At 63.1% G+C, this 13,157-nt stretch carries 12 protein-coding genes and 1 pseudogene (1 of these 13 only partly in view); 8 read left to right on the top strand and 5 right to left on the bottom strand.

What is annotated here, in order from left to right; all coding sequences use genetic code 11:
* Positions 1 to 1,281: pseudogene (glyS, locus tag E5W87_RS23925) on the bottom strand (glycine--tRNA ligase subunit beta); it reaches 1,022 nt to the left of the window's first position.
* 225 nt (positions 1,282 to 1,506) lie between these two features.
* On the opposite strand from glyS, the gene E5W87_RS23920 reads away from it, so the two are divergent.
* Positions 1,507 to 1,689 (top strand): hypothetical protein, encoded by a 183-nt coding sequence (locus E5W87_RS23920; RefSeq protein WP_292403102.1) that lies wholly within the window; start codon positions 1,507 to 1,509, stop codon positions 1,687 to 1,689.
* On the opposite strand, the gene E5W87_RS23915 is transcribed toward E5W87_RS23920, so the two are convergent.
* The gene (locus tag E5W87_RS23915) at positions 1,686 to 2,606 is read right to left on the bottom strand and encodes a glycine--tRNA ligase subunit alpha (RefSeq protein WP_292403116.1); all 921 of its coding nucleotides are present in this window, start codon (positions 2,604 to 2,606) and stop codon (positions 1,686 to 1,688) included. The genes E5W87_RS23920 and E5W87_RS23915 overlap by 4 nt on opposite strands.
* Before the next feature lie 170 nt (positions 2,607 to 2,776).
* A complete protein-coding gene (locus E5W87_RS23910) occupies positions 2,777 to 4,552 on the bottom strand; it encodes a tetratricopeptide repeat protein (protein ID WP_292403113.1) in 1,776 nt (591 codons plus the stop codon).
* 277 nt (positions 4,553 to 4,829) lie between these two features.
* On the opposite strand from E5W87_RS23910, the gene E5W87_RS23905 reads away from it, so the two are divergent.
* The 3 genes from E5W87_RS23905 (at position 4,830) to E5W87_RS23895 (ending at position 8,065) form a co-directional block, all read left to right on the top strand.
* On the top strand, positions 4,830 to 5,978 hold the full coding sequence (locus E5W87_RS23905) for a helix-turn-helix transcriptional regulator (protein ID WP_292403099.1): 1,149 nt from the start codon (positions 4,830 to 4,832) through the stop codon (positions 5,976 to 5,978).
* Between the two features lie 226 nt (positions 5,979 to 6,204).
* A complete protein-coding gene (locus E5W87_RS23900) occupies positions 6,205 to 7,329 on the top strand; it encodes a YadA-like family protein (RefSeq protein WP_292403096.1) in 1,125 nt (374 codons plus the stop codon).
* 127 nt (positions 7,330 to 7,456) lie between these two features.
* Complete coding sequence (locus E5W87_RS23895) at positions 7,457 to 8,065, top strand: hypothetical protein (RefSeq protein WP_292403093.1); 609 nt, start codon at positions 7,457 to 7,459, stop codon at positions 8,063 to 8,065.
* 56 nt (positions 8,066 to 8,121) lie between these two features.
* On the opposite strand, the gene E5W87_RS23890 is transcribed toward E5W87_RS23895, so the two are convergent.
* Positions 8,122 to 8,718: a TetR/AcrR family transcriptional regulator gene (locus E5W87_RS23890; RefSeq protein ID WP_292403090.1), complete on the bottom strand. Its 597-nt coding sequence runs from the start codon at positions 8,716 to 8,718 to the stop codon at positions 8,122 to 8,124.
* A 104-nt stretch (positions 8,719 to 8,822) separates the two neighbouring features.
* Between E5W87_RS23890 and E5W87_RS23885 the strand changes: the two genes are divergently transcribed.
* A complete protein-coding gene (locus tag E5W87_RS23885) occupies positions 8,823 to 10,256 on the top strand; it encodes an MFS transporter (protein WP_292403087.1) in 1,434 nt (477 codons plus the stop codon).
* A 39-nt stretch (positions 10,257 to 10,295) separates the two neighbouring features.
* Here E5W87_RS23885 and E5W87_RS23880 read toward each other — a convergent pair whose 3' ends face one another.
* Positions 10,296 to 11,312: a polyprenyl synthetase family protein gene (locus tag E5W87_RS23880; protein ID WP_292163832.1), complete on the bottom strand. Its 1,017-nt coding sequence runs from the start codon at positions 11,310 to 11,312 to the stop codon at positions 10,296 to 10,298.
* Between the two features lie 165 nt (positions 11,313 to 11,477).
* On the opposite strand from E5W87_RS23880, the gene E5W87_RS23875 reads away from it, so the two are divergent.
* The 3 genes from E5W87_RS23875 to E5W87_RS23865 all read left to right on the top strand — a co-directional run.
* Positions 11,478 to 11,702: a DUF2007 domain-containing protein gene (locus tag E5W87_RS23875; RefSeq protein WP_095483967.1), complete on the top strand. Its 225-nt coding sequence runs from the start codon at positions 11,478 to 11,480 to the stop codon at positions 11,700 to 11,702.
* On the top strand, positions 11,702 to 12,502 hold the full coding sequence (locus E5W87_RS23870; RefSeq protein WP_292403083.1) for a tRNA1(Val) (adenine(37)-N6)-methyltransferase: 801 nt from the start codon (positions 11,702 to 11,704) through the stop codon (positions 12,500 to 12,502). Before E5W87_RS23875 ends, E5W87_RS23870 begins: the two co-directional genes overlap by 1 nt.
* Positions 12,503 to 12,683: 181 nt before the next feature.
* Positions 12,684 to 13,157, top strand: a 474-nt coding sequence (locus E5W87_RS23865) for a S49 family peptidase (RefSeq protein WP_292403080.1), incomplete at its 3' end; no start/stop codon positions are given.

Below are 13,157 nucleotides of genomic sequence, written 5' to 3'. Positions count from 1 at the left end.
ACGCGAGACGACCCCCTCTGGCCTGCCGGCCGTCTCCCCCTCAAGGGGGGAGATTGAACTCGCCACGATCGGCGCCAATTCCTCAACAAGTCGTGCAATCCGCTCAACCCGTTCACCTTGGGTGCCGAGCTTGGCGTGGAAGGTGACGCCGAGATGGTCGAGGCGGGCCATGCGCTGGTCGAGTGGCTTTTTGAGATCGAGCCCGAACTTTTCCGCCGATGCCCGCAACTGGTCGAGGTCAGGCAGGTCGCCCTGGTCGGTCTTCCAGAAATAGAGCGCGTCGGAGAGGCGGGCGCGCACCACCTTGCCGTTACCGTAGGCGATCTCCTTGCCGCCGTCCTTTGCCTCGATGTTGGCGGTCAGGATGAAGCGGTTGGAAAGCTCTTCACCGACGCCCTGCGGCCGCGTCACGAAGCACTTCTGGTTGGCGCGGATGGTGAGCCGGATCACCTCGGCCGGAATGGCGAGAAAGTCCTGCTCGAATTCGCCCATCAGCACGACCGGCCATTCGACCAGGCCTGATACTTCCTCGAGCAGCCCGTCATCCTCGACCAGATCGAGCCCGTTGGCGAAGGCGAGATTCCTGGCGTCGGCAAGGATGATCTCCTTGCGCCGGTCGGCGTCGAGCACGACCTTCGCCGCCTCCAGCTTTGCGGCATAGTCGTCGAAACGGCGCACGGTGATCGCGCCCGGCGCATGAAAACGGTGGCCGTAGGTGAGGTTGCCGGAGCGGATGCCGTCGATCTCGAAATCGACTACCACCGGCTCCTCGGTCTCCGGGCCGAAGGTGCAGAGGATGGATTGCAGCGGCCGCACCCAGCGCAAGGAGCCGGGTTTAGCCGAGGCCGGTCCCCAGCGCATCGATTTCGGCCATGGAAAGCCGCGGATGATGCCCGGCACCAACTCGGCGATGATTTCTTCTGCCGCCCTGCCCGGCTTGGAGATATGGGCGACATAGAAGTCACCCTTCTTCGGATCGGCATGGACATGCGCCTCGGCGATCGAGGAGAGACCGGCCTTGCGCAGGAAGCCCTGGACCGCCTGTTCGGGCGCCTTGGTCGAGGGTCCCTTGATCTCCTCGCTTATGTCCTTCGAGCGCGCAGTCACGCCGCGAATGTCGAGCGCCAGCCGGCGCGGCGTCCAATATTCGCGCGCCGCCTCATAGGTCAGTCCGGCCTCGACCAAACCGTCCGTCATCATCTTCTTCAAGTCGCCCGCCGCCTTGCGCTGCATGCGCGCGGGAATTTCCTCGGAGCGAAGTTCTAGGAGCAGGTCGGGCATAGGGTCAGCTCATGCGGGAGAGTGGTCCGGGCGGGGCATAGCAACTCGGCTGGCCGCTGTCACCCTTCCCCATGCAATCGGCGCATCTACGAGCGATTTCCAAAAATATTCCGCTGCCTGTCGGGTCGAGGCGGGGTCGTCCGTCCTTGGGTCAAAGATTTCCATGAACCGAACGCAGCGCTGAAGCGACCCACGCTCAGGCAGAGAACTATTGGCTGAACGACCATGAAGACGGCATCGACATTCCTCCAGATCCTCGCGCTCAGCGCCTGTTTCGCGGCGCAGGCTCATGGCACGTTCGCGATGCCCGGCGTTAGACAAGCGCTGCGGACGATGGCTGGTTCCAGCGGCCAGGGCGTATTGCCAATCAGCGCTTCAGTCGAAATCGCCAACGGCCTTTGGAGCTAAGCCGCCAGCCCGCCTGCCTGCGTCAGCAAAAACGCCTCGCCGCAGGCTTTCGCCAGATTGCGCACCCGCAAAATGTAGCTCTGCCGCTCGGTGACGGAAATCACGCCGCGCGCGTCGAGCAGGTTGAAGACGTGGCTGGCCTTGATGCACTGGTCGTAGGCGGGAAACACCATCCGGTGCATCGCCAGATTGTCGTTCGAAGCTGGCGCGCCGGCGTCGAGCAGCATCTTGCACTCGGCTTCGGCGTCCTCGAAATGCCGAAGCAGCATCGCAGTGTTGGCGAATTCGAAATTATGGCGCGAATATTCCTGCTCGGCCTGTAGGAAGACGTCGCCATAGGTCACCTTGTCGGCACCCTCGCGGCCATTGAAATTGAGGTCGTAGACATTATCGACGCCCTGCACATACATGGCCAGCCGCTCCAGCCCGTAGGTGAGCTCGCCCGCCACCGGCGCGCATTCGATGCCGCAGACCTGCTGGAAATAGGTGAACTGCGACACTTCCATGCCGTCGCACCAGCACTCCCAGCCCAGCCCCCAGGCACCGAGCGTCGGGCTTTCCCAGTCGTCCTCGACGAAGCGGATGTCATGCAGAAGCGGATCGACGCCGATGGCCGCCAGCGAGCCGAGATAAAGCTCCTGCAGATTAGGCGGGTTCGGCTTCAGGATCACCTGGTATTGGTAATAGTGCTGCAGCCGGTTCGGGTTCTCGCCGTAGCGTCCGTCCTTGGGCCGGCGCGAAGGCTGCACATAAGCCGCGTTCCAGCGCTTTGGCCCCAGCGCGCGCAGCGTCGTCGCCGGGTGGAACGTGCCGGCGCCGACTTCCATGTCATAGGGCTGGAGAACGACGCAGCCATAGTCCGCCCAGTAGTTATGCAACGTCAGGATCAGCCCCTGGAACGAGCGGCTGGGATGCATATAAGCTGGGATATCAACGGTCACGGGGGCCTCGACGGAGCGGCGGGATGCGGCACCTGTTGGATGAGGCCGCATGATCTTGTCCGAAAAGTCTGCAACTTTTTGCTGCGCTGACCTTCGGTTCGGGATCAGGCTCTAGAGCGCCGCCCGACAAGCGTCAAGGCAAAGGGTCAGCCCTTTGGCGCCGGCAACGGTTCGGGCTTGACCTTCGGGGTTTCCTGCGCCGTGTTGGATTCGATCGGCGGCAGGCCCTTCATCAGTTTCTGCTGCAAGGCGGCGAGCACGTCGGGATCCGGCTTCAGGTCGCGGGCTTGGTTCCACTGGAAGGTGGCTTCCAGCCTGCGGCCGACGCGCCAATAGGCATCGCCGAGGTGATCGTTCAGCACCGGATCTTCCGGCTTCAGCGACACGGCACGCTCCATTTCGCGCACGGCGTCATCAAACCTGCCCAGGCGGAAATAGGCCCAGCCCAGCGAATCGACGATGTAGCCGTCGCTCGGCCTGAGGTCGACGGCCTTCTGGATCATCTCAAGGCCTTCCTTGAGGTTCATGTTCATGTCCACCCAGGAATAGCCGAGATAGTTCAAAACCTGCGGCTGGTCGGGGAACAATTCCAGCGCCTTGCGGAAATTCGGCTCGGCCTTCGGCCACTCCTTTAGCCGCTCATAGGCGATGCCGCGCTGGTAGAAAATGTTCCAGTCGGCGCGGGTCGGGGCTTTCAGCGCCGCCACCGCCTTGTCATAGAGGTCGGCCGCGGAGCGGAACTCCTCCTTAGAGGCATAGACGCCACCGAGCGCCTGATAGGTGCGCATGTCGCTGGGGTGCGCTTCGACGAGGGCTTTCAGATGGGAGATGGCCTCGTCATGGCGGTCGAGATCGGCAAGGTTGAGGCCGAGCTGCAGTTCCGAAAGGTCCTTCAGTGGCGAACTGGCCGGGATGCGGCGATAGAAGGCGATGGCGCCCTCGCCATCCTTCAGCTGCTCGGAAACGGCGGCGAGCTGAACAAGGGCCACGTCGCTGTCGGGCTTCAGCGCCAGGGCATATTGCAGATAGAGGCGGACGAACGGCTCGCCGCCACCGCGATTGAGCGCGGTGGCGAGATCGAGCAGAATTTCCGATGCGCCGTCGGACGGACCGGCAACGAAGGGTTCGATCTTCTCGCCCTTGGTGATCTTGTCGCGAAGCGCTGATATCTCCACCTTGCCGGGTGCAAATGCCTCGGCCTGATCAAGCACGGACAGCGCCTTGTCCTTGTCGCCCTTGCGGGCGAGGAAAGAGGCATAGGCCTGCGCATTGCGCATCCAGGTTTCGGGTGCGGCGCTACCGGTCGCGGTGTCCTGAAGGGTCGCGGCGTAAATCGCATCCGCCTTTTCGGGCAAGCCCGATGCGTCCGCAATCAGCGCGCGATGGAAGGATTTGAAGAGGCCGAACCAGTCCGGACCCTGCAGCTTGTCGATGGAGGCCATGGCCTCGCTGGCGTCGCCGGCGCCCTGCTTGGCCCAGCCGGTCATGACGCCGGAGATCAGCCGGTCGAGATCGGATTCAAGCGAAAGCTCGAGCCAGTATTCTGCCTTGGAAAAGTCCTTCTTGTGAAAGGAACCGACGGCCAGCGCCAGGCGCGAGAACCGCTCGACGTCGGGAACCGCCTTGAGCTTGTCGGCATAGACCAGGGATTCTTCGAAGCGCCCTTGCGCGATCAGCGACAGCATCAGGCTTTGCTGCAACGAGGTATCGCCGGGAGCGAAGGCGAGCGCCTGCTTGTAGTAGGCGATAGCGTTGTCGAGATCATTGTCGCCTTCGGCGACCCGCGCGGCCAGATAGGCTCCCGAGAAGGATGTGATCTTGACCGGCTCGGTGGTCTCTTTGGCCAGGGCTGGCAGACCAGAGATCGCCATGCCCGTCACAATTGCCAGCCCTGTCAGCCAGCGCGCACATCCTTGCCGCATCGTATCCCTTTCAGTCAAAGCCATGCCCGCGTCAGCGGGATCGCCGTAGACTCGATCTTTTCCAGGCAAAGCATGGCCTTTTTGGGGTCACGCTTCAACCCGGCCCGAATTCACAATCGGGTCAGGCGATTAATAAACCATGCCGAAAGGGGCGTAACTGCGACCGTCGACCGCGCTTCGCTGGCCTGGCGGGCTGCCGGCTTGTCCTGCTGCGGCACCGGCACCCGGTGCCGTAAGCGATCCGTAAGCGGCGGGCGTTGAAAGTTTACGAGACGGAATGATGCGTGGAACCGTGCAGATGGATGCCGTTGCTTCACCCAGGAAAATGCTGGAAATGCCACAGGGCGAGCAGGCCTTCGCCATTGTCGATCTGATCTACGAAGCGGCGTTCGCCGCCGAGCTGTGGCCGGAGGTATTGGGTGCGGCAAGCGCGATCTCCCGCTCGGCGAGCGGCGCGATCTTTGTATTCAGCGATCAGTCGCCGGTCCGCGCCGTCACCGAAGCGCATGTCCAGCCCTTGCTCGATGAGTTCATGGCGAGGGATAGCTGGAAGTTTTCCGAAAGTGTGCAGCGCATGTGCAGCGCTCAGCCCGCGAGCTTTGTCCGGGTCGACGATTTCATGACCCGCGAGGAGATCGAGCGCGATCCCGTTCGCGAAAGCGCAGCGGCTTTTGGCATAGGGTCGCATGTATGCACATCCGTTCCCATGCCTGGCGGAGAGCTTGTGCTTTTTGTCTTCCAGCGCTGGCTGAAGGACGGGATCTACGATCAGGTCGCAATCGATCGGCTGAACGAACTGCGCCCTCACCTCGCGAGAGCTGGCGTTATTGCCGGGCGCCTGGGTCTGGAACGGGCAAAGGCCGCCGTATCGACGCTGCGCGAAATCGGACTGCCGGCCGCGGTCATGAGCGGGTCGGGCCGGGTGCTGACGGCCAATCCGCTCCTCGAAGACATGGCCCACGTTTTCCTCCCAACAGCCCATGGCGGCATCGCGCTTGCCGATGAACCGGCAAACGCGCTTTTCCAGCAGGCCATCGCGCAGACTTGGGATAACCGCGTCGTACGGTCCATCCCTGTTCCGGGCACGAAGGGGCGGCCCGCGCTAGTCGTCCACCTGCTGCCGTTGCGCCGCGCCGCGCATGATATCTTTTCGGGCGCTGATATTGTCGTCGCGGCTACCGCGGTCATTGCCGGCGCGACTGTTCCGTCGCCCAATATCCTTTCCGGCCTGTTCGACCTGACGCCGGCTGAAGCCCGGCTCGCCGTCGAGCTTGCCTCCGGCCGTTCCGTGCAGGAGGCAGCCAAAGAAATCGGCATCGCCGTCAAATCGGCCCGCACCTACCTCGAGCGAATCTTTCGGAAAACCGGAACTAGCCGTCAGAGCCAGCTCGTGGCGCTGCTGAAGAGCGCGAGGGCGTTCCCGTGATCTCGTCAGCCACCTCCTGCATAGTGACAACGGCAGGCGTCGGAAACGCTGCAAAATCAGGGATTTTTCCGCGCACTCTAGGCATTTACCGACTGTCCAGACACCGCCGGCTTCATGCATTCTCTCATCCACTGATGACGGGCCTTGGAAACGCACTCGGCGTGGCGTGGCTGGCGAAAAGGGGGCGACCGCAATGCGGGCTTGCGCGCGAAAGAGCATTGGACGAATGTCGGCCATCTACGTGCCCGTCGCCGGGACCGCAGCCGTCATGGCAGTCGCGGCCCTCTGCCTGGTCTTTGCTCCGACACCGGCAAGCGCCTTTGTATGCGAGGAGACAGTCGGTGGCGGTGGAGGCGCTACAGCTCCAGCGCTAGGCATGGCGTGCGGCTTCGGCACCCACGCCGATGGCATCTTCGCTACTGCGGTCGGAAATTCTGCTGTTGCTGATGGACAGGTCAGCACCGCTGTTGGCGAAGGGGCACGGGCCGGGTATCAGGTCAACCATGAGAATCCAGGTACAACGGCGATCGGCGCCTTTGCTGAGGCTGGCACGGGAGGCCCGAACCAGGCCGGTGCCACTGCGCTTGGTAGATCGGCCAAGGCGAATGCGCTGAATGCCACAGCGCTCGGCACTCAAGCAGAGGCCAACTTTTCCGACTCAGTCGCCATAGGCCAGGGCGTGACCACGACACGCGCCAATCAGGTCTCCATCGGCCAAGGCACCAACACCTACACGCTCGCGGGCATCAACAGCCAAGCCAGCCAGAACGCTCAGAGCGGAACGAAGTATCTGGTGACGTCGGATGCCGCTGGCAATCTGGCGACGGCCTCCGTCAACATCGATGAGATTGAAGGGCTGGCGGATGAAGTTGCAGCCAACACCACGCAGATCAACACGCTCAACACCACCGTCGGCGCCCACACGACGCAGATCGCCGATCACGAGACCCGCATCACCGGTAATACCAACACGCTCAACCTGCACACCACGCAGATCTCCAGCCTCGACAGCCGCACCACGGTCAACGAGACCAATATCGCCTTGCTCGACGGCCGCGTCGGCGCGCTGGAGGGCAGCTTTCAGGACCTTGGTGAGCAGATCAGCGAAAACCGCTCGGAGGCCCGCGCCGGAACGGCGCTTGCCCTGGCGACGGCGGGGCTGCGTTACGACGACAGGCCCGACAAATTGTCGCTGGCCGGCGGTTTTGGTCATTTCAAGGGCCAATCGGGTCTGGCGCTTGGCCTCGGCTACAGCACGAGCGAGGATTTCCGCCTCAATGCCGCAATATCGGCCTCCACCAACCGTGGCGATGTCGGCGTCAGCATCGGCGCATCGTGGACACTGAACTGATGCAGACGGCATGAGCCAAAGGCTGCCGGGCTCGAGTTCGAATGACCGGCCCGACGGAGCGCGCTCGCAAACAGTCGATGCCGGAACGCTTTCCCGGCCGGCGAAAAAACAGGAATGGAGCTGGCGGATGCGGTCAAAGGGCAGAATTTTATTGGCAGCCCTTGTGCTGGCGGCGGTTCCGGCGCTTGTTCCGCCTGTCCTGGCGCAGACGTCAAAGACCCAGAAATCTGCCAAGCCACAGGCACCAAAGCCGGCTAACATCGACCGCAACGGCGTGCTGATCCTGGTGCGCAGCTCGCTGCTGGCGCTCGACCAGGCCAACAAGACCGGCAACTATACCGTGCTGCGCGACCTTGGCGCGCCGGGCTTCCAGGCCAACAATGCCGCCAAGCTGGCCGAGATCTTCGCCGGCCAACGCAATGACGGCATCGATCTCGGCGGCGTTGCCGTGCTGGAGCCGCAACTCACCCTGTTGCCGCAGATCGAGCCCAATGGCATGCTGCATATGGCCGGCTTCTTTCCGTCCGTCCCCATGCAGGTCAATTTCGAGCTTTTGTTTGCGCCGGTAGACCGGCAATGGAAGGTTTTCGGCGTCTCGGTCGCGCTCGCCAAGGGTAGCCCGGAAGCGCCGGCAACGGAGCCGGAACCGCTGAAGCCTGTTTCCTCCTCGGAAATACCCGATCCGCCAACGCCGGAGGTCAATCCGAAAAGGTTGGCCGAACAATCCAGCAAATGAGGAAGCTCTCGGGTTTGTTCTTCTGTTCATCCGGCACCACGGCCGATTAAGAACCCCTAGATGAGTCTTGCGTCCAGCGACTGCATCGCCACCGTGATCAGAGCGTGCAGCCGCTCTTTCGGTACGCCATCGCGCGCCTGCACCGAGAGACCAAACAAGAGCGTGGTGTAGTAATCGCCCAAGGCCTCCGGGTCCGTGTCCGGTTTGAGTTCCCCGTCGCGAACGCCCTTTCTCAGGCGCTCGACAATCAGCGCATTGCGCGCTCGGCGACGTTCGGCCAGCCAATAAAGCACGCGATCGTTCTCGGCGGCGCAGTTGGTCGCGGCTGAGACAACCATACAGCCCTGCGGCAGACCCGGCCTCGTATAGATTTCAATGGCATCACGCAGCAACCGCTCGACAAACCGCCGAGCGGTTGGCTCCTCGGCAAGCGCGCGGGTGGCGAAGCTTCCTTCTTTGGTCTCGTAGAGAACGACCGCTTCCCGAAACAGGTCCTCCTTCGAGCCGAAGGCGGCATAGATGCGCGGCGAGGCCAGACCTAGCACCGACACGAGGTCTGCCATCGAGGTGCCCTCGTAGCCGCGCGTCCAGAAGGCGTCGCGCGCCTTCTCCAGCGCCTGGTCCCGATCGAACTCCCTTGGCCTTCCCGCCATTGCGACCTCCATTTTTTATCAATCAACAAATAATCCGCTTGACTTCGGATTGCAAATTCAATTCTTTGTCGATCGATAAACAATCGTCGACATGGAGATTTGACATGAGTTCACTCGATCAAGGCGCGCCGTTCAGTGCCGCGGCAGCAGGAGGGATCGGCGCGAAGCGCGGCGCCACGCTGGCGTTGCTCGCCTTCGCCCAACTCATCATCGCCCTCGACCTCAACATCGTCTTCGTGGCTTTGCCGGAAATCGGCGCAGGGTTGGGCTTTTCGGGCCAGACCCTGCAATGGGTGGTCAGCGCCTACACCGTGTTCACCGGTGGCTTCCTGCTGTTCGGCGGCCGGGCCGCCGACATGATCGGCCAGCGCCGGGTCTTCATCTTCGCGCTCTGGCTCTATGCGCTCTCGTCCCTGGTCGGCGGCCTCGCCTGGTCGCCAGAAATGATCATCGCGGCCCGTGCGGTGCAAGGTATCGGCGCCGCGTTCCTGTTTCCGGCCACGCTGTCGCTGATCAATCGCCTGTTTGCCGAGGGGCCGGAACGCAATCGGGCGCTCGCGGTCTGGGGCGGCGCCGGAGCGAGCGGCCTGACGCTCGGCTCGCTGGCGGGAGGCCTTCTCACCAGCGCCTTCGGCTGGCCTTCGGTCTTCTATGTCAACGTGCTCTTGGCCGGGGTCGCCATCATCGCGGCGTTCGCCATCATTCCGCGGGACCGCAAGCGGCATGAACACCGCAGCTTCGATCTGCCGGGCGCGCTGACCGTCACCGCCGGCGCGACCCTGCTTGTCTTCACGCTGGTTCAGGGGCCTGAATATGGCTGGGGTTCGACCGCGATCATCGTCAGTGCTGCACTGGCGGCATTCTTCCTGATCGCCTTCGCAGCGATAGAGGCAAGGAGCGCCGACCCGCTGATGCCGCTGCGCCTGTTCCACAACCGCAGCCTCGTCGCCGGCATGACGATCACCTTCCTCTTCATGGGGACTTTCGGTGCCCTGCCCTACTTCCTCACCGTGCTGCTGCAGAACGTGCATGGCTTCACCGCCTTGCAGGCCGGCCTTGCGTTCCTGGTGCCATCCATTGCCATCGCGGGCGGCACGCAGGTCGGCGAGCGCCTGGCAACGCGTTTTTCGACACGCGCCACGCTGGTCGGCGGTATGGTCGTCGGCGCGATTGGGACGGCCTTGATGGTATTAGGTGCAAACGCCGACAGCTTCTATCTATCCCTCGTACCCGGCCTGATCATCTCCGGCGTCGGACAAGGCATCGTCTGGACTGCCATGTGGATCGCCGCCGCTTCGGGTGTTTCCCATGACGAGCAAGGTGTCGCGTCGGGAATGGCCTCCACCATGCTCAATGTCGGCAACGCGATCGGCATGGCGGTGTTGATCGCGATCGCCAACCGCCATGTCGGCGGATTGACCGGTGATGCCTTGAAGATCGCTGTTGCCGACGGCATCCAGGTCGCCTTCTGGCTCGCTGCGGCAGGCATCGCCGTCAGCCTGCTCGCCGCAATGGTGCTTCCGGGAAAACCGAAATGAGGGACGGGCGCCGTGCCGGCCAAATGTCGGCAAAGTTCCTCAGTTCACCCGGCTGATGCAGAAATCGATGACGTCGATCAGCGCCGACTTCTGCGGCGTCGCTTCGAGCGGCGCCAGCGCGTCGCGGGCGATCTCGCCGAAATGGCCGGCGCGCCCGATGGTGTCGGCGATCGCCCCGTGGCGGGTCATCAATCCGATCGCCTTTTCCAGCCCGGCGTCGTCGGTGACATTGTCCTCGATGGCGCGCTTCCAGAAGGTGCGTTCGGCCTTGGTGCCGCGCCGGTAGGCGAGGATCACCGGTAGCGTCACCTTACCTTCGCGGAAGTCGTCGCCGACATTCTTGCCCAGATCCTTGCTGGTGCCGCCATAATCCAGCGCATCGTCGATCAACTGGAAGGCAAGGCCGAGATTCATGCCATAGGAGCGCAGCGCCGCGCGATCGTTTCGCGTCGCCTGGGCGATAACCGGACCAACCTCGGCGGCGGCCGAGAACAGGGCCGCGGTCTTGGCCTTGATCACGGCGAAATGCTCATCCTCTGTGGTTTCGAGGTTCTTGGCTGCGGCGAGCTGCATCACCTCGCCCTCGGCGATGATCGAGGCAGCACTGGACAAGATATCGAGCGCTTCCAGCGAGCCGACATCGACCATCATGCGGAAAGCTTGACCAAGCAGGAAATCGCCGACCAGCACGCTCGCCTGGTTGCCCCAGATCATGCGGGCGGTCTTCTTGCCGCGCCGCATGCCGCTCTCGTCGACGACATCGTCGTGGAGGAGCGTGGCGGTATGCATGAACTCGACTGATGTGGCGAGTTTGACGTGGCCCTCGCCGGAATAGCCGAACATCTGGGCTGAGGCGAGCGTCAGCATCGGCCTCAGCCGCTTGCCGCCCGAAGAGATCAGGTGGTTGGCAATCTCCGGGATCATCTCGACGTCGGAACCGGCCTTCGACAGAATCAATTTGTTGACGCGCCCCATATCGGCCGCCGTCAGGTCGATGAGATCCTTGATCGAGGCGGCTTCCCGCTTCCCGTTTTCGATGTTGAGAACGACACCCACGACAAAACTCCCGTCTATAAGTCACGCGCACGACGGCACCCTGATCCCGCCACAGACTCTAGGGCGGTACCCACAGGCACGGCAAGAGGCGATTTGGCGCGGTCGAGGCTGGCGACGGGGGCCACCCACGTTTATATAGACGCTGCAACCTGCGAGTTTCGTCCGATGATAGAGCTTATCCGCACCAACGATGCCGTGATCATCTCTTTTGTCGAATCGCTGATGCGCGATGCCGGCATCGGCTGTTTCGTCGCCGACCAGAACATGAGCGTGCTCGACGGTTCGATCGGCATCCTGCCCCGGCGCATCATGGTCGAAGCCGATCAGGCCGATGCGGCGCGGCGCATCCTGACGGATGCCGGCATCGCCAACGAGATCCGCCAGAAATAATGTCCGCGGCGCGCGCCACCCTTGTCCAGGACACGCCGGCCCACACGGTCGATGCCTTCCATCGCGGGCGGTTCTGGCTGATTCAACCGAAACAGGCCGGCCATCGCGCCGGCATGGACGCCATGATGCTGGCCGCTGCCGTGCCGTCGTCCTTCGCCGGCCGCCTTGCCGATTTCGGCGCGGGTGCTGGCGCCGCGGGCCTGGCCGTGTTGTCGCGCTGTCCTGATGCCAACGCCGTGCTCATCGAACGGTCTCCGGAAATGGCAGCCTTTGCCGCAACGACGCTTGCCCACCCCGGCAACGCGCATCTCAACGACCGCGCCTCGGTGCTCGCAGCCGATGTCGCGCTGTCGGGCCGAGCGCGAACAGCTGCCGGCCTTGCCGACAACTCCTTCGATTTTGTTATCATGAACCCGCCCTTCAATGCCGCCGAGGATCGCGCCACGCCCGACCCGCTCAGAAAGGCAGCACATGTGATGGAGGACGGGCTGTTCGACAGCTGGATCCGAAGTGCGGCTGCTGTGGTCAGGCCGCGCGGCGGTCTTGCCGTGATTGCCAGGCCCGATCAGCTCGGCGCCATCCTCGATGCGATATCAGGCCGCTTCGGCGATGCCGAGATGCTGGCCGTCCACCCTCGCCCCGAGGCAGCGGCGATCCGCATCGTCGTCAGGGCGATACTCGGGGCACGCGGAAAACTGTCGATCCGCCCGCCGCTGATGCTGCATGCGCAATCGGGCGACGGCCCAACGGAGCGGACCGAGATGATCAACAACGGACTGGCTTCGCTGTTCGGCGACTGACCTACAGCGCCGCCCGTCCTTTCGGACGAGCAAGGGGCGCTGTAGCACTTTGATTTGCGCATGATCCTTTCCTAAAATCGATTCCGATTTTAGGGGTCATGCGGCTAGCCGGCCGGCGTCGCGGCATTGCCGTTGGCCGGCGAATCCCTACATGCCTTCAGGCCCATTGACCGGAGATCCCGTGAAACGCTTCCTCAACCGCCTGCTGCCGAAATCCTGGCGCTCCGACATCGTCGTCATTCCCGTCATCCGGCTGCACGGCACCATCATGGCCGGCGGCGGCCAGTTCCGGCCGAGTCTTTCGCTCGCGTCCACCGCCGGCCCTATCGAGAAGGCATTTTCCTTCGAAGCCCCCGCGGTCGCCATTTCGATCAATTCGCCGGGCGGCTCGCCGGTGCAATCGCGGCTGATCTTCAAACGTATCCGCGACCTGGCGACCGAGAAGAACAAGAAGGTTCTGGTCTTCGTCGAGGACGTGGCGGCGTCGGGCGGCTACATGATAGCGGTCGCCGGCGACGAGATCTTTGCCGATCCGTCCTCCATCGTCGGTTCGATCGGCGTGGTATCGGCCTCGTTCGGCTTTCCCGAGCTGATGAAGAAGATCGGTGTCGAGCGCCGCCTCCATACCGCCGGCCAGAACAAGGCGGTGCTCGAT

It is taken from the genome of Mesorhizobium sp. (genome assembly GCF_004962925.1).
Taxonomy (GTDB): domain Bacteria; phylum Pseudomonadota; class Alphaproteobacteria; order Rhizobiales; family Rhizobiaceae; genus Mesorhizobium.
The sequence above is the reverse complement of the archived record's forward strand: the minus strand, read 5'-3'. Positions and strand labels throughout refer to the sequence as shown.

Coding starts and splice junctions, on each gene's coding strand:
- E5W87_RS23905 (WP_292403099.1), top strand. CDS start 4,830: ATGATGCGTGGAACCGTGCAGATGGATGCCGTTGCTTCACCCAGGAAA.
- E5W87_RS23895 (WP_292403093.1), top strand. CDS start 7,457: ATGCGGTCAAAGGGCAGAATTTTATTGGCAGCCCTTGTGCTGGCGGCG.
- E5W87_RS23890 (WP_292403090.1), bottom strand. CDS start 8,718: ATGGCGGGAAGGCCAAGGGAGTTCGATCGGGACCAGGCGCTGGAGAAG.
- E5W87_RS23915 (WP_292403116.1), bottom strand. CDS start 2,606: ATGCATCCCAGCCGCTCGTTCCAGGGGCTGATCCTGACGTTGCATAAC.
- E5W87_RS23875 (WP_095483967.1), top strand. CDS start 11,478: ATGATAGAGCTTATCCGCACCAACGATGCCGTGATCATCTCTTTTGTC.
- E5W87_RS23900 (WP_292403096.1), top strand. CDS start 6,205: ATGTCGGCCATCTACGTGCCCGTCGCCGGGACCGCAGCCGTCATGGCA.
- E5W87_RS23920 (WP_292403102.1), top strand. CDS start 1,507: ATGAAGACGGCATCGACATTCCTCCAGATCCTCGCGCTCAGCGCCTGT.
- E5W87_RS23885 (WP_292403087.1), top strand. CDS start 8,823: ATGAGTTCACTCGATCAAGGCGCGCCGTTCAGTGCCGCGGCAGCAGGA.
- E5W87_RS23870 (WP_292403083.1), top strand. CDS start 11,702: ATGTCCGCGGCGCGCGCCACCCTTGTCCAGGACACGCCGGCCCACACG.
- E5W87_RS23910 (WP_292403113.1), bottom strand. CDS start 4,552: ATGCGGCAAGGATGTGCGCGCTGGCTGACAGGGCTGGCAATTGTGACG.